This window comes from Flavobacterium sp. GW821-FHT11G01 (assembly GCF_058808175.1).
This window is the reverse complement of the sequence record NZ_JBXARK010000008.1, coordinates 18,669-44,073: the sequence shown is the minus strand read 5'-3', so window position 1 is coordinate 44,073 and position 25,405 is coordinate 18,669. Positions and strand designations below refer to the sequence as shown.

The window sequence follows — 25,405 nt, the reverse complement described above, 5'->3', positions numbered from 1 at the left end:
ATGAACAGAAGAAATTTTCTAACATTAACAGGGACATTCACCGGCGGATTGCTTGTACTTCCTGAATTTTTGCATGCTTTTGGTTCACAAAATAATTTGGTAATCGGAGAGCAATGTATAGTTTTTGTACAATTGAATGGAGGAAATGACGGATTGAATACTTTTATTCCGTACGACAATCCGTTGTATTATGACTTGAGGACAAAAATCGCTTTAAGTAAAGATGTAGTTGTCGGGAAAAATATGGGAATGGCATTTCATCCATCTCTGAAAGACTTTGTTCAAATGCAACAAAATGGAGATTTAACGGTAATTCAAAATGTGGGATATCCGGAGCCCATCCGCTCACATTTTAGAAGTCAGGAAATTTGGCAAACCGCAACCGATTCTGATAAATATATAAATGAAGGCTGGTTAGGAAGGTATTTAGATTTACAATGCAACGGTCATCAGGCGACGGCGGGTATAAATTTAGATTCGATTGATAATTTAGCTTTGAAAGGAATAGAACCCAATTCGATTACAGTAAAAGACCCAAACCGATTTAAAGTGAAATCAGATAAGGGCGAAAATGTAATATTGTCTGATAATCCTCAATTAGATTTTGTTCGAAAAATTGCCAATTCGGTTACAGAAGGTTCTGATGAAATCCAGAAAGCATTGGCAAAATCCAAAACAGAAATCAGTTATCCAAAAACCGGATTATCTAAAAATCTTGAATGGATTGCACGACTGATAAAAGGAAACCTGAATTCAAAAGTCTATTACACATCACTTGGCGGATTTGATACGCACGATAATCAGCTTGCTATTCATGAAAGAAAATTGACTGATTTGAATGATGCCTTGTACAGTTTTTACCAGGATTTAAAGCAGGCGCAATTAATGCAAAACGTTACAGTTGTTGTATTTTCAGAATTTGGAAGAAGAGTAAAAGACAATGGAAACGGTACCGATCACGGAACTGCAGCGCCAATGTTTATTATTGGTGGAAATAATAAAGGAACAATTTTAGGAAATAATCCAAATTTAGCCAACTTGGATAATGGCGATTTAAAATACCAAACTGATTTTAGAAGTGTTTATGCCTCTTTATTAAAAGAAAAATTGAATTTTGATTATTCAAAAATTGGGATTTCGAATAAGCCTGTTTCTGGATTGTTTGGATAATCGCAATCTTGTCATTTCGAGGAACGAGAAATCCTCATAAGTAATTCCGCAATCAAAATCGCCAATCTTTGTAGAGCTACTTGCGAGGATTTCTCGTTCCTCGAAATGACAAAAATGGCGGATTAATATTGTCTGTTGAATTAAATAACCAGAATAATTTGTGTGAATTTGTGTAATTCGTGGCGAAAAAACCTTAGCACCTTAGCATCTCAGAACCTAAGAACCTCATTTTAATATTCTCATTTTAAGCCGATATTTTTATATTATCATACAAAACCTGCTAAATTTGTTAAGAAATCCCTTTTTGTTTCATAAAATGCAATCTTTTTTTTGGTGCGGTAAAAATAATTTATACATTCGCAGAGAATTTAAATAATAACACAAACAAAATGGCATCTAACCGTTTTTATTTTAGCAACTCTTTTTATTTCTTCTTTAGTAGAAGTAAGGATTGTGCTATGGTTATTTGAAAAATATAAAGACAAATAAAACTAATATACAATCCTGATGCAAATCAGGATTTTTTTTTGAATATATGACAACGAAAATTGCAATACAAGGTATAAAAGGTTCTTTTCATCATCAAGTTGTGAAGGAGTATTTCTCTGAAAATGTGGCTATTGATGAATGTCTGTCTTTTGAAGAATTAATCGACAGCCTTCTTTCAGGAAAATCTGATCAGGCGGTTATGGCGATTGAAAATTCGATCGCAGGTCCAATTATTCCGAATTATGCTTTGATTGACAAGAACAATTTACACATTATTGGAGAACATTATTTAAGCATTCACCAAAATTTAATGGTTTTGAAAGGTCAGAAAATTGAAGATATAAAAGAAGTTCATTCGCATCCAATGGCCATTTTACAATGTATGGATTTCTTGAAACAATATCCAAATATCAAATTGGTTGAGGATAAAGATACAGCCGAAACAGCAAGAAGAATTCAGGAAAAACAATTAACCGGAATTGCAGCAATTGCAAGTAAAACGGCTTCGGAAATGTATGATTTAGAAATCATCGCGCCGGAAATTCAAACGATCAAAAACAATATGACTCGTTTTGTGATTATCAAAAAGCAAAATTCATTTTTGCCAGAAAACGAAATCAACAGAGCGTCCATCAAATTTGAATTGGATCACAAAAGAGGAAGCTTAGCAGCGGTTTTGAATGTAATGAGTGACTGCAAACTGAATTTGACAAAAATTCAGTCGCTTCCAAAAATTGAAACACCTTGGAAATATTCATTTTTCGTAGATGTAACATTTGAAAAATACGAAGATTTTGCAAAAGCCAAAACGTTATTAAACATAATGGCAGAATATTTTAAAGTGTTGGGAGAATATAAGAATACAAAACCTTTAAGTGAGTCTTAAAGTTGGAAAGTCGAAAGTCTTAAAGTCCAAAATAGAAAGTTTAAAAAGAGCCTAAAGCTTAAAGCTTACGGCCTAAAGCAATAAAAAAATGATTACAACAGCAAAAAGATTAGATACAGTTGAAGAATATTACTTCTCATCAAAATTGAGAGAAGTGCGTCAACTGCAGTCTGAAGGAAAATCGATCATCAATATGGGAATTGGAAGCCCTGATTTGAGTCCGTCAAAAGCAGTAATTGAAGCAGTCGCTGCGGCAATTCAAGACGAAAACGGACATGGTTATCAAAGCTATCAGGGATTACCGGAATTAAGAAAAGGGATGGCCGATTTTTATCAGAATCAATTTGGTGTTGAAGTGAATCCGAATAATGAGATTTTACCTTTGATGGGTTCAAAAGAAGGAATTATGCACATTTCGTTAGCATTTTTAAATGAAGGCGATCACGTTTTAATTCCGAATCCAGGTTATCCAACGTATACTTCGGTAACTAATTTGGTTGGAGCAGTTCCGGTTTATTATGATCTGAAAGAAGAAAATGCATGGGAACCGGATTTTGAAGCATTGGAAAAACTAGATCTTTCGAAAGTAAAAATTATGTGGCTGGGATATCCGCACATGCCGACAGGAGCGAGAGGAAGTTTAGCGTTATTTGAAAAATTGGTTGCTTTTGCTAAAAAACACAATATATTATTGATCAACGACAATCCGTATAGTTTTGTTTTGAATGATAATCCGATGAGTTTATTGCAGGTTGAAGGCGCAAAAGAGGTGGCTTTAGAATTGAATTCACTTAGTAAAACGTTCAACATGGCCGGCTGGAGAGTTGGGATGGTTTTAGGAAATCCTGAAATTATTGATGCGGTTCTGAAAGTAAAAAGCAATATGGACAGTGGAATGTTCTACGGAATTCAGAAAGGTGCAGTTGCAGCGTTGAATTGTGATAAATCATGGTTTGAAGATCAAAACAAAATTTACCGACGCCGCAGAGAATTAACAGAAAAACTAGCAGAAAAACTAGGTTGTGAAGTTTATAAAGAAGGAGTTGGGCTTTTTGTTTGGGCAAAACTTCCGGAAGGGATAGCATCAGCAGAGAAGTTCATTGACGAAATATTATACGAGAAACATATTTTCATTACACCGGGAACCATTTTTGGAAGCAACGGCGAAGGTTATATCAGATTCTCATTATGTGTGAAAGAAGAGAAAGTACAAGAAGCGATTGATCGGTTTTAGTATTAAGATTTCCTGCAAGGTTTTCAAAACCTTGTAGGTATGAGTTTGAAAGTCTTGATTATATAAACCTACAAGGTTTTAAAAACCTTGCAGGAAAAAAAAAGAATATGAAAGTATACGTAATAGGAATAGGATTAATAGGCGGTTCGATGGTGTTGGACATCAAAGACCAACATCCCGATTCGACCATTTTTGGAATCGATAGCAACGAAAAGCATTTGCAGGAAGCCATTGATTTAGGAGTTATCGACGAAGCGGGAAGTTTTGAAGATTTGGCTGAAGCCGATTTTGTAATCGTCTCAGTTCCGGTTGATGTCGCACTGACGGTTTTGCCAAAAGTTCTGGATGCAGTTGGAGATAAAACAATTGTTTTTGAGGTTGGTTCAACTAAAAAACCAATTTGTGATGCAGTGGCTAATCATCCGAAAAGAAGAAATTTTATTGCCACGCATCCGATAGCAGGAACGGAGTTTTCAGGACCTTCGGCGGCGATAAGAGGTTTGTTTAAAGGAAAAACAAACATTATTTGTGAAGTGGAAAAGACCACTTTTAAATTGCAGGAAAAGGCATTAAAGCTTTTCAGCGAAATAGGAATGAGGATTCGATATATGGACCCGACTTCACACGACAAACACATTGCTTACGTTTCGCATTTGTCGCACATTAGTTCGTTTATGCTTGGAAAAACGGTAATGAACAAGGAAAAAGACGAACAGGATATTTTTGATATGGCGGGAAGTGGATTTGAAAGTACGGTTCGTTTAGCAAAAAGTTCGCCGGCAATGTGGACACCGATTTTTAAGCAAAATAAAGAGCATGTTCTGGAAACATTAGAAGAATATATTTCAAATCTCAGTCGGTTTAGGGATTTGCTAAAAGAAGAAGATTACAACGCCATTTTTAATGAAATGGAAAGCACAAATAAAATAAAAGAAATACTAAACGGATTAACAACAACTAAAAAGTAAAATTAGAATTAAGATGGAAAATAAGAAAGAAATGAGAAAGTGGTTAGAAGATTTCAATTTAAATCACCCACTTGTGATAGCTGGACCATGTAGTGCAGAAACGGAAGATCAGGTTTTGAAAATTGCTCACGAATTGAAAGATTCAAAAGTTAGTGTATTCAGAGCAGGAATCTGGAAACCAAGAACACGTCCGGGAGGATTTGAAGGTGTTGGAGAAATTGGTTTAAAATGGTTACAAAAAGCAAAAGCTGAAACTGGTTTATTAATGGGAACTGAAGTGGCAACTGCAGCTCACTGTAAACTGGCTTTAGAACATGATATCGACGTTTTATGGGTTGGTGCTCGTACAACTGCAAACCCTTTCGCGGTTCAGGAAATTGCTGATACTTTGAAAGGAACTGATAAAATCGTTTTGGTTAAAAACCCAGTAAACCCGGATTTAGCTTTATGGTTAGGTGGTGTTGAGCGTTTACACATGGCTGGAATCGAGAAATTAGGAGTTATTCACAGAGGTTTCTCTACTTACGAAAAAACAAAATACAGAAACATTCCAGAATGGCAAATTGCTATCGAATTGCAAAATAAATTCCCTGATTTACCATTAATCATCGATCCATCTCACATTACAGGTGATCGTAAAATGATTTTTGAAGTAACGCAAGAGGCTTTAGATTTGAACTACGACGGTATGATTATCGAAACGCACTACGATCCGGACAACGCTTGGTCTGATGCTGCTCAACAAGTTACTCCAGACGCTTTGAAACAAATCATTAAAGATTTGACGATCAGAAAAACGGATGATACTACAGATGAGTACAGCCAAAAAATGAAAAAACTAAGAGCTAACATCGACGTTCTTGATGCTAACTTATTAGAACTTTTAGGAAAACGTATGAAAGTGGCTGACGAAATTGGTCAGGTGAAAAAAGATGCCAACGTAGCGATTCTTCAAAACAACCGTTGGAACGAAATCTTAGGAAAAATGATTTTAGAAGGTGAGAAAAAAGGTCTTACTGAAGAGTTTGTTTTGAGAATGTTCAAAGCAATCCACCAGGAAAGTATTGGTCACCAGGAGAAAATTTTCAACGCATAATTTTCTTTAAAATATATATGTGATATAAGTTAATTTAAGTTTGTTTGCATTTTGTGTTTAAATTTTCTTATGTCACAATATTAAAAATAGATTGTTTTTTTTAAAATCCCCATTGCTTTGAAAGAAGTGCTGGGGATTTTTTTTGATTTTAAATGCCGAAACCAATGGGTTTCAATTGTAAAACAGTAATTTTGTGCTTTAATATTTTAGTTTAAGAATAATCTAAAATCTAAAATCAGAAATCTAAAATTAAAGAATGACAGGACTCGTATATAAATCTACAGGAAGCTGGTACACTGTAAAATCGGAACAAGGCGATTTTATAGAATGCCGTATGAAAGGGAAATTTAGAATGAAAGGGATTAAAAGTACTAATCCGATTGCTGTAGGCGATATTGTCGATTATGAACTCGAAGAAACTTCTGATGCTGTAACCGGAACAATTTTTAATATTCACGAAAGAAAGAATTACATCGTTCGTAAATCGGTTAACCTTTCGCATCAAATGCACATTATTGCTTCGAATATTGACCGTGTTTTTTTATTGATCACGATTAATAATCCGCCAACAACTTTCAATTTTATAGATCGTTTTTTGGTAACTGCGGAAGCTTACAACATTGAAACCATTTTAGTTTTTAATAAGATCGATACTTTTGATGAGCCAACTTTAGAAGATCAATTGTATATGCAATACGTTTATCAGCAAATTGGATATAAATGTCTTCGTGTTTCTTCTACCGAAATGAAAGGTGTTGATGAACTAAAAGAAATGATGATTGGCAAAGTAAGTATGTTCTCCGGACATTCCGGTGTTGGGAAATCGACTCTGGTAAATGCTATGGAACCGTCTTTGCATCTTAAAACCAAAACCATTTCTGAAGCAAGTAAACAAGGTCAGCATACTACGACTTTTGCTGAAATGTATGATTTGTCTTTTAACGCAAAAATTATCGATACTCCGGGAATTAAAGGTTTCGGAATTGTGGATATGGAGAAAGAAGAAATCAGCGGATATTTCCCTGAATTCTTCAAACTGAAAGATCAATGCAAGTTTAACAACTGTCTCCATAAAGAAGAACCGCATTGTGCCATAAAAGCTGCATTAGAAAGAGACGAGATCGCCTGGTCGCGTTATAATAGTTATTTGAAAATCCTGGAAGGCGATGAAGAAAATTATCGCACGGACACTTATGACGAAGATCGTAAAATTAGCGACGAAACAAGAAACCAGAAGTAATTGTGAATTGTAAATTGTGAATTGTGAATTATGTCGGATAACGTAATAAAAACAAAGTCATTTAATTTTGCTCTTAGAATTATTAAGCTTTTTCAATATTTAAAAGAGGAAAAGAAAGAGTTTATTTTAAGCAAACAACTGCTTAGGAGCGGAACAGCAATTGGAGCATTGGTTAGAGAGTCCGAACAAGCAGAAAGCAAAAAAGACTTTATACATAAATTAGCAATTGCTCAAAAAGAAGCCAATGAAACAGATTATTGGCTAGAATTATTGTTTCAATCTGACTATTTGAATCAAACTCAGTTTCAATCAATAAAATCTGACATTATAGAGATAAATAAAATTTTAGCTTCTATAATAATTACAACCAAACAAAAATTAGTTACCACATGAATTCACAATTTACAATTCACAATTTACCATTTATATGAGAGTTGTTCTTCAAAGAGTATCACAAGCATCCGTAACTGTTGAATCTAAAATTGTCGCCGATATTCAAAAAGGTCTATTGGTTTTAGTTGGAATTGAAGATGCCGACACTCAGGAAGACATTGATTGGCTGGTTGGTAAAATCATTAAAATGCGAATTTTTGGTGATGAAAACGACGTCATGAATTGCTCGGTTCAGGATGTTGACGGCGATATAATTGTGGTAAGTCAATTTACACTTCACGCTTCTACAAAAAAAGGAAATCGTCCTTCTTATATTAAGGCAGCAAAACCTGAATTTGCTATTCCGATGTATGAAAACTTCGTAAAATCTTTAGAGAAAGACTTCAATAAAAAGGTGCAAACCGGAATTTTTGGTGCAGATATGAAAGTCAGTTTGTTAAATGATGGTCCGGTGACAATCTTAATTGATAGCAAAAACAGGGAATAAAAAATAATAAACAAATGTTAAGAATTTCTAAAAATAATATATATTTGGAGAAATTCCCTACTAATGAAAAGACCTTTTTTTGCGTTATTTTTTTTATTGTTTACCCTTATTTCTTCTGCTCAAAAGAGCGATTATTCTGTTGTAACTATTGCTGATAGTCTCAAGGCTAATGCCGATGCTGTGGTACGACTTGATCAAATGGATATAGTGATTGCTTCACAACGTAGCATGAATATCAAAACACAAAGAGTTGTAACTGTTTTTAATGAGGCGGGATTAAGTGATATTGAAGCTTATCAGGGATATGATAAATCAACTTCAGTAAAAAATATCGAAGCAATTATTTATGATGCTTTTGGTAATGAGATAAAGAAAGTAAAACGTAAAGATTTTAAAGACCAGAGCGCTGTCAGCGGAAGTACTCTTTTTTCAGATAATCGTGTGATTTTTTTAGAATATACCCCGATTTCTTATCCTTTTACTGTTGTTTACAATAGTGAGATTGAAAGTTCAAATACTGCCTTTTTACCACAATGGTATTTCTTAGGAGGCACTGCTGTAAGTATTGCAAAATGCGCTCTAAATGTTACCTATCCTAATAACCTTGGTTTTAAAAAGAAGGAATTTCAGCTTGCCGGATATAATATCAAAAAAACTTTAGATACTGATACACAATTAAGTTATGTTGCGACCAATATCTTCGCTCAGAAAGCAGAAAGTTTAAGCCCAACTGGCAGAGATCTTTATCCCAGAATTATGATGGGTTTAGAAAGTTTTCATTTAGAAGGTGTTGACGGAACTGCTAAAACCTGGGAAGCTTTTGGTAAATGGTACAGCGATAAAATTCTAACCGGAACTACCGATTTATCTGAAGAAACTAAAGTAAAAATAAAAGCCTTAGTAGGTGATGAAAAAGATCCGATAAAGAAAGCGAAAATCATTTATGATTATGTTCAGAAAAAATCAAGATATGTAAATATTGCTGTTGGTATTGGAGGATGGAAACCCATGCTTGCAACAGATGTAGATCGTTTGGGATACGGAGATTGCAAAGCATTATCAAATTATACTAAAGCGCTTTTACAGACAGTTGATGTACCATCCTATAACACTATTTTGTACGGAGATCGCAATAAGTCTAATATTCAGTCTGATTTTGTTTCGATGCAGGGAAACCACATGATATTGGCAATTCCAAATGGAGATAACTATACTTTTCTGGAATGCACGAGTCAGGATGATCCGTTTGGATATCAGGGAACTTTTACAGACGATAGAGATGTTTTAGTTGTTAAACCGGAAGGCGGTGTAATTGTAAGAACGAAAATTTATGAAGACAAAGGAAATAAGCAAATTGACAAAGGAATTTATACCATTGATGAAAACGGTAATTTTTCAGGTTCAATTTCGATAATTTCAGAAGGATCACAATATAGTTTTAAACAACGATTGGAAACTTTTCAGCCTACAGAAAAAGAGGCTCATTATAAAAAATATTGGGATCATATTAATAATCTCAAATTGGGAAAAATAACTTTTACGGACAATAAGGAAAATATACGTTTCACCGAAGATATTCAGATTAGTGCGATAAATTACGCCTCAATTTCATCTAATAAAATGATTTTTGCTGTTGACGCTTTTAATCAAAATAGCGAAAATATAAAACGCATCAGAAACAGAAAAAATCCTTTTGAGATTCAGCGTGGTTATTTGGATACAGATGAAATTGAAATTAATTTACCAGCTGGTTTTGCGATTGAGTTTTTACCTTCAAATTATGAATTAAAAGGGAAATTCGGAGAATACAAAACCGAAATCATCAAAAAAGAAAATAACAAACTGCTTTATAAACGCTCTATGTTCGTTAATAAAGGTAAATATTCAAACAAAGAATACGATGAATACCGTCTTTTTATGGAACAAGTGTCAAGAAATGATAACGCCAAAATTATACTAACTAAGAATTAACCAAGAATTAACCAAAACTAACCAAGAATCGACCAATGAAATTAACCAAACTTTTTAGTCTATCTGTTTTATTGTTGTTTCTCTCAAAAGTAACAGCACAAGAATTTAAATTAGGAAAAGTATCAATCGCTGAATTAGAGCAAAAAGTGCATCCAAAAGATTCATCGGCGGTTGCAGCTATTTTATATAAAAAAGGGAAATCAAGAATTGAATATGATCAAACTGACGGATTTGTAGTTTTGACAGATGTTGAAACACGAATAAAAATTTATAAAAAAGAAGGTTATAATTGGGCGAATCATAGTGTTTGGTATTATAACACTTCAAATCTGACTGAAAAAGTATTTTTTACTGATGCGTACACTTATAATTTAGTTAATGGTAAAATTGAAAAAACTAAACTAAAAAGTGAGGGAACTTTTGATGAGGTACTAGATAAAGTAAGAGGGCAAAAAAAGATCACAATGCCTAACATAAAAGAAGGCTCAGTTGTAGAATTTAAATACTCTGTGAAAAGCCCTTCCAGAATGATCAGAGAATGGAATTTTCAATCTAATATACCGGTAAATTATTCAGAATTTAGTACTTATGTTCCTGAATATTATGTTTTTAATCCAAGGCAAAAAGGATATATTTTTCCTAAAGTTACAACCACAAAAAACAATAAATCAATCACTTTTACAAATAAGGAAAGATCTGAAGGACGAGTTGTAAAAACAGAGTATTCTACTGAAAAAGTTGAATACATAGAGAGCCAAACTACTTATGTAGCTCAAGATTTTCCAGCTATGAAAAACGAAGTTTTTGTGAATAATATGGATAATTATGTATCTAGTATTGAACATGAATTAGCAATGGTGAAATTTCCGAATGAACCGTTAAAACCATATTCGACAGATTGGAGTTCTGTTGCGAAAACAATTTATAATTATGATTCTTTTGGGCCGGAATTAAACAAAACAGGTTATTTTGAAGATGATTTAAAAGTTGTATTGGCTGGAAAAAACACACCAGACGAAAAAATATTGGCAATTTTAAATCATGTGAAATCAACTGTAAAATGGAATCACTACACCGGTTACGATACTGATTTAGGAGTTAGAAAAGCTTACAAAGAAAAAACAGGAAACATTGGCGATATCAATTTAATGTTAACCGCAATGTTGCGTTTTGCAGGTCTAAATGCCGATCCTGTTTTAGTTAGTACACGTTCTAACGGAATTTCACTTTTCCCTAACAGAAACGCTTTCAATTATGTAATTGCTGCTGTTGAGACTCCAACAGGATATGTTTTGTTAGATGGATCTGATAAATTTTCGGTTCCAAATGTTTTGCCGATTCAAACCTTAAATTGGTATGGAAGGCTGATTCGCAAAGATGGAAGTTCTGAAGAAATTGATTTGATGCCTAAAAAACCATCTCTTGACACCGTTTTTATGAATTACAGTATTGATGCCGATGGTAAAGTTACCGGTAAAACAAGAAGACAATGTACAGATTATAACGCGTTAGTTACGAGAGATAATATTTATGGTGTTAAAGAAGAAACCTATTTGGAGCGATTAGAAAATGAAAATAATAAAATTGAAATTAGTGAATATTCGAGAACTAACGAAAAGGAAATTTTATTACCAATGATCGAGTCCTATTCTTTTACCGGAAATAATTTGTGTGAGCTTATTGGAGGAAAAATTTATGTGAGTCCAATGTTGTTTTTTACAGAAAACCAAAATCCGTTTAAGCAGGAAATCAGAGAATATCCGGTAGATTTTAGCTACCCATTTACAGACAAGTATAATATCATTATTAAAATACCTGAAGGATTTGTAGTTGAAACATTACCTGCGCCTGCAGTAATTTCGATGGAAGATAATCTGGGAACTTTTAAATTTAATATTGCATCAAACGATGGAACGTTGCAATTGGTAGTTTCACATCAAATTAATGAGGCAATAGTATCAACTGAAAAATATGAAATGCTAAAAGAATATTATAAAGGTATGGTCGCAAAAGAAACAGAGAAAATAGTTTTAAAAAGAATTTAGATGAAGTTTCAAAACTTACTAATAGTTATCGTTTTTTTCTGCTTTTCAAAAATTAATGCCCAAAAATATGAGCTGGGAAAAGTAACCGTCGCACAATTACAGGAAAAAGTACATCCAAAAGATACTACCGCTCCGGCAGCAATTATTTTTAAGAAAGGAAAAACTTTCTTTACATATAATAATACGAATGGTTTTTCGGCTAATCATGTTTATGAATTTAAAATTAAAATTTATAAAAAGGAAGGACTTGCCTGGGCTGATCAGAAGGTGAAATTTTATATTGGTTATGAAAAACTAAACGAAGACCGATTAGAGTTTTCGCAAGCAATAACTTATAATCTAGAAAATGGCTCAATCGTCAAAACAAAACTGGATAATCAGGGAACTTTTAAGAAAAAAATAAACAAATATTGGAACGAGAAAACCATAACATTGCCAAATGTAAAGGTAGGCTCAATCATTGAATATAAATATATCTTAAAAACAGAGAATATTGTAAAGCTTCCTGATTTTGATTTTCAATATGAAATTCCGGTTGATTATTTTGAATATAAAACAGAGATTCCGGAGTTTTATGTATATAAAACAATTTTAGTTGGAAAGACACCAATAACATCAGATGCTAAAATTGTTGCCGGAAGCCAAAGTTTTGAGAATGAGCACAACCAAACAAGCAGGCTTTCATATCAACAAATTAATTCGATATACACAGGAAGAGATATTTCTGCATTAAGATTAGAGCCTTACGTTAATAATATCGAAAATTACAAAGGAAGTATTCAATACGAACTAGAACGCATAAGATATCCTGATCAGCCGGTAAAAGATTTTACAATGACTTGGGAAGGAGTTGCATCGACTATTTTTAAAGATGAAAACTTTGGAAAAGAACTGAATCAAAGTGATTTTTTACTGGAAGATCTTAGAAGGTTATTAGGAAATGTAGAATCACTAAATGAGAGGCTAAATATCATTTTTAAATTCGTTCAGAATAAAATGAACTGGAATGAGGAAAATGGTTATTATGCAGATAAAGGAGTTGTAAAAGCATACAAAGAACAAACAGGAAATGCAGCCGAAATCAACTTTATATTGATTAACATGTTGAAGTTGGCAGGAATAGAAGTGAATCCGGTTCTGGTAAGTACTATTGAAAATGGAGTGCCGGTTTATCCTACAAGAACTGGTTTTAATTATGTTATTGCCGCTGCTGAAATTGATGGAAAACAAATCCTGCTTGATGCTACACATAAATTCACTTCTCCAAATATTTTACCGCTAAATCTTTTAAACTGGAAGGGGCGACTTTTTAGAAAAGACGGAACATCAAAAGAAATAGATTTATATCCTGTTTCGACATCTAAAGAATTTTCAAATACAATAGCCAAATTAGATGCTTCGGGTAAAATAGAAGGTAAGGTGAGAGTGCAAAGAACAGATTATGATGCTTATAGCTTTAGAGTTCAAAATGCCGATAAAAATCAGGAAAATTATCTTGAAAAATACGAAGAACAATTGGGTGATTTGAAGATATCTGATTATGCAATTGAAAATAAGAAAACGAATTTTTCTGAACCGATTATTGAGACTTTTTCTTTTATTTCAGATAATCAATCGGAGATGATTGGTGGCAAAATATTCATTAATCCGTTATTGTTTTTTACCAGAACAAAAAATCCTTTTACACAGGAAACAAGGCAAATGGGAATTTACTTTGGATATCCAACACTGGAAAAGTTCAATTTAAATTTAGATATTCCTGAAGGATATGCTGTAGAGTCAATACCAAGTCCTATCCGAATTTCCTCTGAAGATAAAATGATCGCTTATACTTTTAACATTTCCAATGAAGGGAATAAAATTCAAATTAGTTGTATAAAAGAAATTAACAGTAGTATTTTTGCAGCAGATGCGTATACTGGATTAAAAAATCTTTTCCAGAAAGTACTTGCGAGTCAAAATGAAAAAATTGTTCTTAAAAAAATATAACGATGGATTTGAAAAATGCTCAACTTGATGTTGATACCTGGATAAAAGAACACGGAGTTCGCTATTTTAACGAATTGACCAATATGGCACAACTTACTGAAGAAGTAGGTGAAGTAGCCCGAATCATCGCGCGTCGCTACGGTGAACAATCTGAAAAAGAAAGTGATAAAAATAAAGATTTAGGTGAAGAACTAGCCGATGTTGTTTTTGTAGTTTTATGTCTGGCCAATCAAACCGGAATCGATTTGCAAGCTGCTTTTGATAAAAAAATGGATTTAAAATCGGTTCGTGATGAAGATCGTCACAAAAACAATGAGAAATTGAAATAATTGTGAAATATCAGCGATAAGTTTTGAATTATGAGTTTTGAATTTTGAATTATGAATGGGGAGTGGTAAATTGCGGGGCTGAATTACGTTTGTAATCATTCGTAATTCATAATTTACAACTTACAATTAAAAAAATGAATTTACTACTTCAGACAACTCAACATAATTTACAAGGACAGATTGCAGTAACAGGATCAAAAAGTGAAACCAATCGTTTATTGTTATTAAAAGCATTATTTCCAAATATTACACTTGCGAATACTTCAAATTCTGATGACAGCGAGGTAATGCAAAAAGCTTTGGTTGGAAATGACGAAATCGTAGATATTCACCATGCAGGAACGGCAATGCGTTTTTTAACTGCCTATTTTGCTGTGAACGAAGGTAGAGATGTAGTAATGACAGGTTCAAGCAGAATGCAGGAACGTCCGATAAAAATTCTGGTAGAAGCTTTAGCACAATTAGGTGTTGAGATTTCATACGAAAAAGAAGTAGGTTACCCTCCAATAAAAATCAAAGGAAAAAAAGTTACAGCTTCAAAAGTAACTTTAGCTGCTGATGTAAGCAGTCAATATATTTCGGCACTTTTATTAGTGGCTTCAAAACTAGAAAATGGTTTAGAGCTGACTTTAGAAGGAGAAATCACTTCAATTCCGTATATCAAAATGACTTTGGCTTTGCTGAATGATTTGGATATTCAAACCAGTTTTGAAGGAAATGTAATTAAAGTTTATCCAAAAGAAACTGTTCCTTCAAAAGAAATGGTTGTAGAGTCAGACTGGAGTTCAGCATCTTACTTTTTTAGTTTGGTAGCTTTGGCCGATGCTGCAACAATCACTTTGAGTAGTTATAAAGAAAATAGTTTACAAGGAGATTCTGAATTAGTTTCACTTTATGAGAAATTGGGAGTGAAAACAACGTTTCAAAATAATAAAATGACCTTGGTAAAACAGGAGAATTTTAAATATGAAACGGTAAATTTCGAATTAAACAATACACCAGATATTGCACAAACAATTGTAGTAACGTGTTTAGGCTTGGGAATTGGTTGTCATTTGACAGGTCTTCATACTTTAAAAATTAAAGAAACGGATCGATTGGAAGCACTTAGAGTTGAACTTACAAAACTTGGTGCTAATATTTCAGTAACGAATGATTCGTTGACTTTAATAGCTTCAGAAAATATCAATCATAACGTGAAAATTGCAACTTACAACGATCACCGTATGGCAATGGCATTTGCGCCATTAGCACTTAAAGTCCCAATTATTATTGAAGATGCAGGAGTAGTTTCAAAATCATATCCAGATTTTTGGAATGATTTAAAAGCATTAAGCTTCGAAATTTCAGAATTGTAAAAAAAATAGTCGCCACGAATTCACGAATTTTAATTAATAATTCGTGAATTCGTGGCGAAAAAATAAATAGCCCCTAGTTTTAACTAGGGGTTTTTTGTGTTTTGGTTTTCGGCTTTAGCCAAATAATTAAGTTGCAATTTTTAAAGAATCCAAAATTAAATGAACTTATATTTCTTATATGGTGAAAAAAACGTTTTTTAATGAAGTCAAACCATCAGTAAATCAACGACTTTTGAAAATAAACAGCAAAACACTTGACAACGCCTATCTCACAATCGTATATTTGCACACGATTTATAATTTTAGATATAAAATCTAAGATCTACACTTTAAAATCAACAATTCAAATATGAAATTATCACATTTTCAATTTAATTTACCAAAAGAACTTTTAGCGGAATTTCCAGCAGAAAACAGAGACGAATCTCGTTTAATGGTAATCGATCGTCAAAAACAAACTATAGAACATAAAATGTTTAAAGATGTTATCAATTATTTTGATGACGGTGACGTTTTAATTCTTAACAATACAAAAGTTTTCCCTGCACGTTTGTACGGAAACAAAGAAAAAACTGGAGCAAGAATCGAAGTTTTCTTATTGAGAGAATTAAATTCAGAGCAACGTCTTTGGGACGTTTTGGTTGATCCGGCAAGAAAAATCCGTATCGGAAACAAACTTTATTTTGGTGATGACGATTCGTTAGTTGCTGAGGTAATTGACAATACAACTTCTCGTGGTAGAACTTTGCGTTTTTTATATGATGGTTCTTACGAAGAATTCAGAAACAAATTGACAGAACTTGGAGAAACTCCAATTCCTAAATACATCAACAGAGAAGTAACTGCTGAAGATGCTGAAAGATATCAAACAATTTATGCAAAAGAAGAAGGAGCTGTAGCGGCACCAACTGCTGGTTTACACTTTTCAAAACACCTTTTGAAAAAATTAGAAATCAAAGGAGTAAACTTTGCTGAGGTTACACTTCACGTTGGTTTAGGAACTTTTAATCCGGTTGAGGTTGAAGATTTATCAAAACACAAAATGGATTCTGAGGAATTGATTATCAAACAAGAAGCTTGCGATATTGTAAACGAAGCGAAAGCAAAGAAAAAACGTATCTGTGCTGTTGGAACAACTTCAATGCGTGCTATTGAAAGTTCAGTTTCTTCTCAAAATACTTTAAATCCTTACGAAGGATGGACGAATAAATTCATTTTTCCTCCTCACGATTTTAGTATTGCAAACTGTATGATTACGAATTTCCACACACCAAAATCAACATTATTAATGATGATTTCTGCTTTCTGTGGACATGATTTAATGAAAAAAGCATACGACGAAGCGATCAAAGAAGGATACAAATTCTATTCTTACGGAGACGCGATGTTAATAATCTAATTAGATATTTCGAATCAAATATAAAACCTGTCAGTAATGGCGGGTTTTTTTATGGTGTTCAGTGTTCAGAATTTTAGTGCTCAGCTTTAATTTTAAAATCACGACTGAACACTAAAATTCTGAACACTGAATACTTTAAAAAGCAAAACTTGTTAAATTTATTCGAAATAATTCAAAAGGTGTTATTTTAGCAGACAAAACAAAAACTCAATGACTTTTCAAAATACACGCGAATTCGCACGAGAGCTTGATTCGCAAGACACTTTAAATCACTATCAGGATCAGTTTATTTTCCCGAAAGTGAATGACAAACGAGTAATTTATTTCACCGGAAATTCTTTAGGATTACAACCAAAACGTACCAAAGCCTATATTGACGAAGTAATGAACGACTGGGCAGAATTGGCTGTTGAAGGTCATTTTTATGCGGAAAAACCTTGGTGGGATTATCAGGAAAGATTCGCAGAACCTTTGAGTAAAATTGTTGGCGCTTTGCCTTCAGAAGTTACGGTAATGAATACTTTGACTGTAAATCTTCATTTATTAATGGTTTCTTTTTATCAGCCAAAAGGCAAACGTTATAAAATTATCTGCGAAGAAAAAGCGTTTCCTTCAGATCAATATATGTTTCAAAGCCAGGTTCATTTTCATGGATATAAAACAGAAGATGCAATTGTTGAAATCAAACGTCGTGAAGGAGAACATAATATTCGCCTGGAAGATGTTTTAGCAAAAATTGAAGAAGTTGGCGATGAGTTAGCTTTGGTTTTAATAGGAGGAGTGAACTATTATACAGGACAAGTTTTTGATATAAAAACCATTACAGCAGCCGGACAAAAAGCGGGCGCAAAAGTGGGTTGGGATTTGGCGCACGCAGCCGGAAATATCAAATTAGAACTTCACGACTGGAATGTAGATTTTGCTGCATGGTGCAGTTACAAATACATGAATTCAGGTCCAGGAAATGCTTCCGGATGTTTCGTTCATGAAAAACATCATAACGATCCTGATTTACCAAGATTTGCCGGTTGGTGGGGACATAACAAAGAACGCCGTTTTAAAATGGAACCAACTTTCGATCCTGTTCATGGAGCGGGAGGATGGCAAATTAGTAATCTTCCGGTACTTTCATTGGCTCCCTATTTAGCATCAGTAGAAATGTTTGCTGAAGTTGGAATGGATGCTTTAATTGCCAAAAGAGATCATATTACGTCTTTTCTGGAATTCATTTTACATGAAATTGATAAAGAAGTTAAAGGTAATTTTGAGGTTATTACACCATCAAATCCTTTAGAAAGAGCGTCGCAATTATCTGTGTTTTTACATGGAGAAGGAAGAAGCTTATTCGATTATTTAATGAAAAACGGAGTGATTACAGATTGGCGTGAACCGAATGTAATTCGGTTAGCTCCCGTTCCTTTATATTGTTCTTATGAAGACATGTATGACTTTGGACAAATCCTGAAAAAAGGAATTTTAGGTAAATAATAAGTATAAAAAGGAAAGAATCTCGCAAAGTCGCGAAGTCGGAAAGTTTTTCTAAGTATTTTCTTTGCGACTTCGCGACTTTGCGTGCATAAAGAAGCATAAATCTTAGTGAACTTTGCGAAAAAACCTTGCGTGCTTTGCGGTTAAAATGTCAAAGCATGTAATTCTGTAATCTTTATTTCAAATCATATAACATCAACAAATAACATCTTCTTTACTTTGTAGTGTATAATCAATAAAACTACAATCATGAAAGCCTTATATGTATTATTTGCCGTATTATCTATTGTTTCTTGTCAGAATCAAGGAAAAGAAGATGTCAATAAAGCAAAACAAGCAACTATCGATTCAATGAAAGTTGAAGTTAATAAACAACGAGTGATCGATTCGATGAAGACTGAAATGGCTAATTTAGAAGCAGCAAAAGCGCACGAGCAACAAGAGCAAAAAGTTGTAGTAGTACATCAACAAGACGGAACTGCAACAACAACCACAACTACTAAAAAGAAAGGTTGGAGTTCAACTGCTAAAGGTGCTGTAATTGGTGCCGGAGTGGGTGCTGCAACAGGAGCCATCATTAGTAAGAAAAAAGGAGAAGGTGCCATAATTGGTGGTTTAGCCGGAGCCGGAGTTGGTGCAGGAACAGGTGCTATAATCGATGGCAGTAAGAAAAAAGAATAAAATTTTAAAATAAATAAAAACCCCGATTTAGATTCCTAAATCGGGGTTTCTTTTTTTATACCATTTCAGGAACAGGAATTTTTATCGAGCGTAATTCTAATTTGTAAAAATCAATTTGATATTTAATTTTTTCTGTCTCGTTTTTGAAATAGAAAGTAGAGTCGAACAAATTATGATAGTATTCAATTCCCTCTAAAAGATTTGCTTTAAAACTATTCCATTTTTTAAGTTGATTGGCTGTGATTTCGCCTGAAATATTTTCAATTTCATTTCTGAAATATTCAACATACATTTTCAATTCTTTTACAAACAAATTAGGACGATTTTTAGTGCGTAAAACAGACTTATTTCCATAAATGTGTTCTACCATATGTTTTAAAGAAACTTCCTGATCAAAATAAGCCATATTAGGTCCAGGGCAAATGATAACGCCTTGCGGCTGGCCTTTAATCTTTATATTGTTTTCTAAGTAAGAAGAATTGGCTAACCCCACACATAAGCACGATTTTTCGGTGATTTTTATTTTTGATTTTTCAAATGCATCATCAGAAAGTGTTTCTTTTATATTTTCTAATTCTGCTAATTTAATATCCTGATATTTTTTTGATGCCGTGCAAATTCCGTGTGGATCGTATTCTTTGCTTAAGGCGAGAAATTTTTTTGGACACGAACTTCCGGCCTTGTTCTCCTGAATTCTTTTCTGTTTCAAAATTTCATTTGTTGTTCCTTTCAAAGTATTAAACGGAACTCCCAAAGGCGAAATATGACTCAAATATAAATCTCTTTCTTTGGCATTGATCAATAAATTACGCGTAGACTCATCTACTGAAGTGGCTTCCGGAACTAATAAAAAAGGAGTTCCCCAGCCTATAGAATCAACATTATAAGTATTCAGTAAAAATTCATGTTCTTCTGAAGTTCCTACGCCACCCTGAACGGTAATTTTTAGCTCTAACGGTTGATCAGGAAAATATGCGTCTTTTTGTTGTAAAGCTTTTATCATTAATTCGTGAGCAGATTGAACTAGTTCTTCTTTTTTCTGTTTGAATTCTTTCAGAATCGTTCCTAATAAAAGTCCATCGGTTGCAAAAGCATGTCCGCCACAATTTAAACCCGATTCAATTCGATATTCAGAAACCCAAAGTCCTTTTTTGGCTAAAAAATTTCCCTGAATCATAGCCGATCTGAAATCACTTACTTTTAAAATGATTTTCTTTTTAAGTTGATTTTTTTTATTTGGAAAGAAATCAGAAAAATTCTCAAAATAACTATAAAGTCTCGGATTCATTCCTGCAGAAAGTACTACTGAAGATTCTAAATTACTATTTGCAAAACCTCGTAAAGCTGCGTGAGCATCATTAAATTCAATTGGCAATTGTTCATTTTTTATAAAATTGTCTTTGTCCAGTTTTGTCATGATATTAACATCAATATTTCCTGGAGAAAGATGAGATTCAATATACTGCTGAATATTTTCTTTGAATGAAATTCCGTCTTCAAGTAAATTTTGAAAACCTTTTTTAATGTCAGATGAATTGGGTAACATCGTTATGAAATTTTCTAAAGCGGTTTTGCTTTCTGCTAACTCCGTTTTAAAGCTTTCGAATTTCTGTTTTACAATTTTGTCAACCAAATTTAAGTATGAAGTAATTCTTTCGGCGCGATAATCATGAAATTTTTGACTTATTTCTTCGTAAGGAAAATTGAATTTGGTACTGTAAAAATTACGCATTTTTTCGATTAAATCATCATCTGCGATTGAAACTACAGACGAGATTCCATATTGTGCCACTCTAATTGGGCTATCAATAGTATACGCAAGCCCCATGACCGGAATATGGAAAGTATGTAAAGGTGTTTTTGTCATTTGTTTTCAAATTAAAATAAAACAAATGTTAGAAAAAGCATTTTCATAAAACCTGATATTTGTCAGGTTTGAAATGTAAATTAGGATAAAAAAAACAGCCACGAATTCACGAATTTATTTATTTAATTCGTGAATTCGTGGCGGAAAATACACTTATCTATATCAAAATCTTCTTCAAAGATTCTGCAATGCTTCTCCATAAAAAGTTATAGAATGATTTTTCCTGAATTCGTTCTAATTCAACATCAGCTGTTTTTGCTTTTTCTTTTGAATCATTTTTGACAAGTAAATTGACAAGAGCAGATTTTAGTTTGGCCTCTTTTTCGGGATCTTTTTTCTTGTACAATTTTACTTTTAAATCGTCATAATCTAATGAGGCATTTCCTTTTGAAATATTATCATTTCCATAAAAATTAAATCGGTATTTATGGAAAACTCCAGTAAATGAAGCATTCATGTAAGGTTTGCTGAAGCGCCCCATGGCAGCAACATCAAAATTTGAAATAACTCCCTGAATATGAAAACTGTCCTTTTTATCCAAAACATTAAAACTCCAGTCAACATTTAAAGGAGAAGTTTTCATAAATTGACAATTGATTTTGATTTTGACATCAGCCGTCTTTTTTAAGCCAAAACCACTTCGAAGATTAGTTGCTCTCAAATTAAAGTGATCAAAATTTAATTTTCCGGGACCTTTAGAAAAATCCATTTCTTCTTCATAAACTAATTTTGATTTCAGAACCTGTAAAGTATCAATTTGCAACGGAAATTTTAGATTTCGCAACAAATGGTTATAAAGATATTTTTTACTCAAATCATCTTTTGGCATTTTGCCGCGGTAAATATTAGCATCAAAATGATTCATTACAACCGAATTTGCCTTAAAGAAAAAACGATCATTTTTAAATCCCCAATCCATTTTATTAATGTGCACTGAGTCTACTTTTAGCGTATAAATGTCTTTTTCTTTTTCTAGTTTTTGAACAAAGGTTTTTCGGTTATATTCGGGCAGCATCGAAAAGTGCTTAACTTTTAGAAAATTATTTTCCGTGCTGATTTGACCAATGTCCATACGATAAAATTGATTGGGTTTGTAATATAAACTATCACAAACCAAAACATATTTCTCATATCGCATCGGGATTTTTTCTTTTAAAGTCGCATCTGTAATTAAAATCCCTTCAAGTTTCAGCAGAATATTTTTAACACTGAAAATAGGTTTATTATTTTTCAAATAAACAACATCAACACTTCCGTCATTAAGATAAATATTAGAAACAGCAACGACTTTTCGAAAGGGTTCTATAATTTGGGTTCGAATACTTTTGCTATTATTTAAAAGCTTGTCATTTTTTTTATATAAAATAACTCTGGGTTTGTTAATGATGATACTTTCTGCCTGAATAACATCATGAAAAGCTAAATCCCAAATATTAAAATGCTTAATGGTAATCGACTCAATTTTAGAAAAAATTCCCGTTTTTATCTTGCTGTTTTCAAGTTGATTTTTTGGATGTACCAATATAGTTTGGGCATAGATGTTTCTGGACCAAAGTGAAACTTCAATTTTCTCGTAATTAATATGATAGGCGGTTTTGTTTTTCTCTTCAATAATAATCGGCAATTGTTTTTTAATCCAATAATTAAGTCCGAAATTGATTAAAAGTCCGAAAACAAAGACTGAAATTACGCCGATTGCTATTTTTTTGTAGATTGACATTTATCGTATTGATTTTAAATCTAAATTTAAGCTTTTAAAACATAGTGTTTCTTATAGGATTACGTCTATAAGTTACATCATTACCAAATCATTTTTATCGTTATACTTTTTTTGAATATGAGAAAAATTAAAAAAATCCTGTTGATTTTAGTTATCATAATTGTTCTTTTGGGAATTGGTTTGTGTGCTTATATTTTTCATTTAAAACCGAAATATGAGGGCGAAATTCAATTGAAAAATTTGCAAAAAGAAACCACAGTTTATTTTGATGATTTTGGAGTTCCTCATATTTACGCTGATTCTGAAAAAGATGCGATGACAGCTTTAGGTTATGTGCATGCACAGGAAAGATTATGGCAAATGGAATTGCTTCGCAGAATTGCGCCAGGACGTTTGTCTGAAATATTCGGATCAGTTGCGCTTAAAAACGATATGTTTTTCTCCGGAATTGGTATCGAAGAAGCATCGGCGAAAGCCATTGCCAAATTAGATAAAAATAGTCCGAGTTATCAATTGACGATGGCTTATCTGGACGGCATAAATCAGTATTTAGAAGAAGGAGTGACGCCAATTGAATTTACTTTGGTGGGTGTGAAAAAGGAAAAATTCACAATAAAAGACGTTTATAATATTTTCGGATATATGTCTTTCAGTTTTGCGATGGCTCAAAAAACAGATCCATTATTGACAGATCTTCGTGCTAAATACGGAGCTGCATATGTGAAAGATTTAGGAATTGAAGGAGAATTTAATACGACGAAAATCAGAAGTTCAAAAGAGAACTTAGAGGAATATGCCGAGATTTCAAAATCGGTTGCTAGTTTGTTGGATAAATCTCCAATTCCGCCATTTGTTGGGAGTAATAGTTGGGTTGTGGGCCCTCATAAAACCAAAAGTGGAAAAGTTATTTTTGCGAATGATCCGCATATTGGGTTTTCGCAACCTGCCACCTGGTATGAAGCACATTTAGTAACGCCGGATCATGAATTGTATGGTTGTTATCTGGCAGGAACTCCGTTTCCGTTATTGGCACACAACCGCGATTATGCTTACGGTTTAACGATGTTCGAAAATGATGATATCGATTTTTATCAGGAAACAAACAAAACTGATGATGCAAATCAATATCAGACACCAGCAGGTTTTTCGACTTATGAATCGAGAAAAAAAACAATTAAAATAAAAGATACATCAGATGTGGTTTTGACGGTTAAATCAAGTCGACACGGACCAATTATGAACGATTTGCTGGCGAACCTGAAAAGTAAAAAACCTATCGCAATGTCGTGGATTTATACCCAACAACCGATTCAAATTTTAGATGCGGTTTACGGACTTTCGCACGCAAAAAGCAAAGACGATTTTAGAAAAGCAGTGCAATTGGTAGCAGCGCCCGGATTAAACGTAATGTATGGTGATGCCAAAGGAAATGTGGCGTGGTGGGCAACGGGAACGCTTTATAAACATAATAAAGGCGTGAATTCATTTTTTATCTTAGATGGAGCGAGTGGAAAAGATGATATAACAGAATATTTAGATTTTACTAAAAATCCATCAGCTGAAAACCCGAAATGGGGTTATGTGTATTCGGCCAATAATCAACCGGAAGCGATTGATGGATATTTGTATCCGGGTTATTATTTGCCTGAAGATCGTGCTAAAAGAATTTCTGGTTTAATGGATGCAAAATCAGATTGGAATAAAGAAGAGATTAGTAAAATGATTTTTGATAATACTTCTCCTGTTGCCACTGGTGTTGTTCAGCATTTAATTGCAAATTTGGATTCTAAGATGATTTCAGCCGAAGAAAAAGAAGTGCTGAATGTTTTGAAATCCTGGAAAGGAACTACCAATTTAGAAGATGTAGCACCAACGATTTATAACAAATGGATTTATTTGTATTTGAAAAATACATTTGAGGACGAAATGGGTAAGGAAGATTTTATGATATTTCTTGGAACGCATTTAGGAAAACAAATTATTGCCCGACAAATTGTGAATGAGAATTCGGTTTGGTGGGATAATATCAAAACTAAAAATGTAAAAGAAACGAGAGGTCAAATAGTTTCAAAATCGTTTCATGAGGCGGTTTCCCAACTTAACACACAATTAGGCACTACTATTGCTGACTGGAATTGGGGAAAAGTGCATACTGTAGAACACGAGCATCCGCTTGGAAAAGTAGCTGCGCTTCGCAAATTATTTAATGTTGGACCTTTTGCTGCTCCGGGATCAAATGAAGTGATTAACAATCAGTTTTTCGGTTTTAATGATGAAGGAAAATATTACGTAAAAGGAGGTCCTTCAACCAGAAGAGTAGTAGATTTCTCTGATATTGAAAATAGTTGGAGCATTATTCCAACCGGACAATCCGGAAACCCTTTTAGCGAACATTATCACGATCAGGCAGAAATGTTTAATGCCGGTAAATTCAGAAAAATGAAACTGAATAAGGAAGAAATTATAAAGACTTCGACAAAGTTGATTTTGAAACCAGAAAAGAAATAGTTTCAAGTTTTAGATGTTTCAGATTTCAAGAAAGGTTCAAAGGTTAAAACAAAAACCTTTGAACCTTTGTAGCTCTGCAACTTTGAA

At 33.3% G+C, this 25,405-nt stretch carries 19 protein-coding genes; 17 read left to right on the top strand and 2 right to left on the bottom strand.

The window, feature by feature from the left end; genetic code table 11:
- The 16 genes from AC1RRN_RS14900 to AC1RRN_RS14825 all read left to right on the top strand — a co-directional run bounded on the left by AC1RRN_RS14900 (position 1) and on the right by AC1RRN_RS14825 (position 19,223).
- On the top strand, positions 1-1,170 hold the full coding sequence (locus AC1RRN_RS14900; protein ID WP_492968053.1) for a DUF1501 domain-containing protein: 1,170 nt from the start codon (positions 1-3) through the stop codon (positions 1,168-1,170).
- Positions 1,171-1,705: 535 nt separating this feature from the next.
- Positions 1,706-2,545 carry a prephenate dehydratase gene (locus tag AC1RRN_RS14895; protein WP_492968052.1) on the top strand — a complete coding sequence of 280 codons (840 nt, stop codon included), beginning with the start codon at positions 1,706-1,708 and terminating at the stop codon, positions 2,543-2,545.
- A gap of 88 nt (positions 2,546-2,633) precedes the next feature.
- On the top strand, positions 2,634-3,779 hold the full coding sequence (locus tag AC1RRN_RS14890; protein WP_492968051.1) for a pyridoxal phosphate-dependent aminotransferase: 1,146 nt from the start codon (positions 2,634-2,636) through the stop codon (positions 3,777-3,779).
- Between the two features lie 107 nt (positions 3,780-3,886).
- On the top strand, positions 3,887-4,747 hold the full coding sequence (locus AC1RRN_RS14885; protein WP_492968050.1) for a prephenate dehydrogenase: 861 nt from the start codon (positions 3,887-3,889) through the stop codon (positions 4,745-4,747).
- A 13-nt stretch (positions 4,748-4,760) separates the two neighbouring features.
- Positions 4,761-5,843, top strand: a complete 1,083-nt coding sequence (locus tag AC1RRN_RS14880) for a bifunctional 3-deoxy-7-phosphoheptulonate synthase/chorismate mutase type II (protein WP_035653393.1) — start codon at positions 4,761-4,763, stop codon at positions 5,841-5,843.
- A gap of 256 nt (positions 5,844-6,099) precedes the next feature.
- A complete protein-coding gene (gene rsgA / locus AC1RRN_RS14875; RefSeq protein WP_029270592.1) occupies positions 6,100-7,083 on the top strand; it encodes a ribosome small subunit-dependent GTPase A in 984 nt (327 codons plus the stop codon).
- Positions 7,084-7,113: 30 nt separating this feature from the next.
- Positions 7,114-7,476, top strand: coding sequence for a four helix bundle protein (locus AC1RRN_RS14870; protein WP_492968049.1), 363 nt, complete (start codon positions 7,114-7,116; stop codon positions 7,474-7,476).
- Positions 7,477-7,510: 34 nt separating this feature from the next.
- Positions 7,511-7,963, top strand: a complete 453-nt coding sequence (gene dtd / locus AC1RRN_RS14865) for a D-aminoacyl-tRNA deacylase (protein ID WP_492968048.1) — start codon at positions 7,511-7,513, stop codon at positions 7,961-7,963.
- A gap of 63 nt (positions 7,964-8,026) precedes the next feature.
- A complete protein-coding gene (locus tag AC1RRN_RS14860) occupies positions 8,027-9,934 on the top strand; it encodes a DUF3858 domain-containing protein (RefSeq protein WP_492968047.1) in 1,908 nt (635 codons plus the stop codon).
- A 35-nt stretch (positions 9,935-9,969) separates the two neighbouring features.
- A complete protein-coding gene (locus AC1RRN_RS14855) occupies positions 9,970-11,979 on the top strand; it encodes a DUF3858 domain-containing protein (protein ID WP_492968046.1) in 2,010 nt (669 codons plus the stop codon).
- Positions 11,980-13,968, top strand: a complete 1,989-nt coding sequence (locus AC1RRN_RS14850; RefSeq protein ID WP_492968045.1) for a DUF3858 domain-containing protein — start codon at positions 11,980-11,982, stop codon at positions 13,966-13,968.
- Between the two features lie 2 nt (positions 13,969-13,970).
- On the top strand, positions 13,971-14,297 hold the full coding sequence (locus AC1RRN_RS14845; protein ID WP_492968044.1) for a nucleotide pyrophosphohydrolase: 327 nt from the start codon (positions 13,971-13,973) through the stop codon (positions 14,295-14,297).
- A 134-nt stretch (positions 14,298-14,431) separates the two neighbouring features.
- Positions 14,432-15,655 carry a 3-phosphoshikimate 1-carboxyvinyltransferase gene (gene aroA, locus AC1RRN_RS14840; RefSeq protein ID WP_492968043.1) on the top strand — a complete coding sequence of 408 codons (1,224 nt, stop codon included), beginning with the start codon at positions 14,432-14,434 and terminating at the stop codon, positions 15,653-15,655.
- Between the two features lie 349 nt (positions 15,656-16,004).
- The gene (gene queA, locus AC1RRN_RS14835) at positions 16,005-17,054 is read left to right on the top strand and encodes a tRNA preQ1(34) S-adenosylmethionine ribosyltransferase-isomerase QueA (protein WP_072969667.1); all 1,050 of its coding nucleotides are present in this window, start codon (positions 16,005-16,007) and stop codon (positions 17,052-17,054) included.
- Between the two features lie 210 nt (positions 17,055-17,264).
- Positions 17,265-18,542, top strand: a complete 1,278-nt coding sequence (gene kynU / locus AC1RRN_RS14830; RefSeq protein WP_492968042.1) for a kynureninase — start codon at positions 17,265-17,267, stop codon at positions 18,540-18,542.
- A 249-nt stretch (positions 18,543-18,791) separates the two neighbouring features.
- On the top strand, positions 18,792-19,223 hold the full coding sequence (locus tag AC1RRN_RS14825) for a YMGG-like glycine zipper-containing protein (RefSeq protein ID WP_492968041.1): 432 nt from the start codon (positions 18,792-18,794) through the stop codon (positions 19,221-19,223).
- A 55-nt stretch (positions 19,224-19,278) separates the two neighbouring features.
- Here AC1RRN_RS14825 and AC1RRN_RS14820 read toward each other — a convergent pair whose 3' ends face one another.
- Positions 19,279-21,090, bottom strand: coding sequence for a hypothetical protein (locus AC1RRN_RS14820; RefSeq protein ID WP_492968040.1), 1,812 nt, complete (start codon positions 21,088-21,090; stop codon positions 19,279-19,281).
- Positions 21,091-21,247: 157 nt separating this feature from the next.
- On the bottom strand, positions 21,248-22,810 hold the full coding sequence (locus AC1RRN_RS14815) for a hypothetical protein (RefSeq protein ID WP_492968039.1): 1,563 nt from the start codon (positions 22,808-22,810) through the stop codon (positions 21,248-21,250).
- A 117-nt stretch (positions 22,811-22,927) separates the two neighbouring features.
- Here AC1RRN_RS14815 and AC1RRN_RS14810 point away from each other — a divergent pair, with 117 nt between their 5' ends.
- Positions 22,928-25,318, top strand: a complete 2,391-nt coding sequence (locus AC1RRN_RS14810; RefSeq protein ID WP_492968038.1) for a penicillin acylase family protein — start codon at positions 22,928-22,930, stop codon at positions 25,316-25,318.
- Positions 25,319-25,405 lie beyond the last annotated feature (87 nt).

Coding starts and splice junctions, on each gene's coding strand:
- AC1RRN_RS14900 (WP_492968053.1), top strand. CDS start 1: ATGAACAGAAGAAATTTTCTAACATTAACAGGGACATTCACCGGCGGA.
- AC1RRN_RS14895 (WP_492968052.1), top strand. CDS start 1,706: ATGACAACGAAAATTGCAATACAAGGTATAAAAGGTTCTTTTCATCAT.
- AC1RRN_RS14890 (WP_492968051.1), top strand. CDS start 2,634: ATGATTACAACAGCAAAAAGATTAGATACAGTTGAAGAATATTACTTC.
- AC1RRN_RS14885 (WP_492968050.1), top strand. CDS start 3,887: ATGAAAGTATACGTAATAGGAATAGGATTAATAGGCGGTTCGATGGTG.
- AC1RRN_RS14880 (WP_035653393.1), top strand. CDS start 4,761: ATGGAAAATAAGAAAGAAATGAGAAAGTGGTTAGAAGATTTCAATTTA.
- rsgA (WP_029270592.1), top strand. CDS start 6,100: ATGACAGGACTCGTATATAAATCTACAGGAAGCTGGTACACTGTAAAA.
- AC1RRN_RS14870 (WP_492968049.1), top strand. CDS start 7,114: ATGTCGGATAACGTAATAAAAACAAAGTCATTTAATTTTGCTCTTAGA.
- dtd (WP_492968048.1), top strand. CDS start 7,511: ATGAGAGTTGTTCTTCAAAGAGTATCACAAGCATCCGTAACTGTTGAA.
- AC1RRN_RS14860 (WP_492968047.1), top strand. CDS start 8,027: ATGAAAAGACCTTTTTTTGCGTTATTTTTTTTATTGTTTACCCTTATT.
- AC1RRN_RS14855 (WP_492968046.1), top strand. CDS start 9,970: ATGAAATTAACCAAACTTTTTAGTCTATCTGTTTTATTGTTGTTTCTC.
- AC1RRN_RS14850 (WP_492968045.1), top strand. CDS start 11,980: ATGAAGTTTCAAAACTTACTAATAGTTATCGTTTTTTTCTGCTTTTCA.
- AC1RRN_RS14845 (WP_492968044.1), top strand. CDS start 13,971: ATGGATTTGAAAAATGCTCAACTTGATGTTGATACCTGGATAAAAGAA.
- aroA (WP_492968043.1), top strand. CDS start 14,432: ATGAATTTACTACTTCAGACAACTCAACATAATTTACAAGGACAGATT.
- queA (WP_072969667.1), top strand. CDS start 16,005: ATGAAATTATCACATTTTCAATTTAATTTACCAAAAGAACTTTTAGCG.
- kynU (WP_492968042.1), top strand. CDS start 17,265: ATGACTTTTCAAAATACACGCGAATTCGCACGAGAGCTTGATTCGCAA.
- AC1RRN_RS14825 (WP_492968041.1), top strand. CDS start 18,792: ATGAAAGCCTTATATGTATTATTTGCCGTATTATCTATTGTTTCTTGT.
- AC1RRN_RS14820 (WP_492968040.1), bottom strand. CDS start 21,090: ATGACAAAAACACCTTTACATACTTTCCATATTCCGGTCATGGGGCTT.
- AC1RRN_RS14815 (WP_492968039.1), bottom strand. CDS start 22,810: ATGTCAATCTACAAAAAAATAGCAATCGGCGTAATTTCAGTCTTTGTT.
- AC1RRN_RS14810 (WP_492968038.1), top strand. CDS start 22,928: ATGAGAAAAATTAAAAAAATCCTGTTGATTTTAGTTATCATAATTGTT.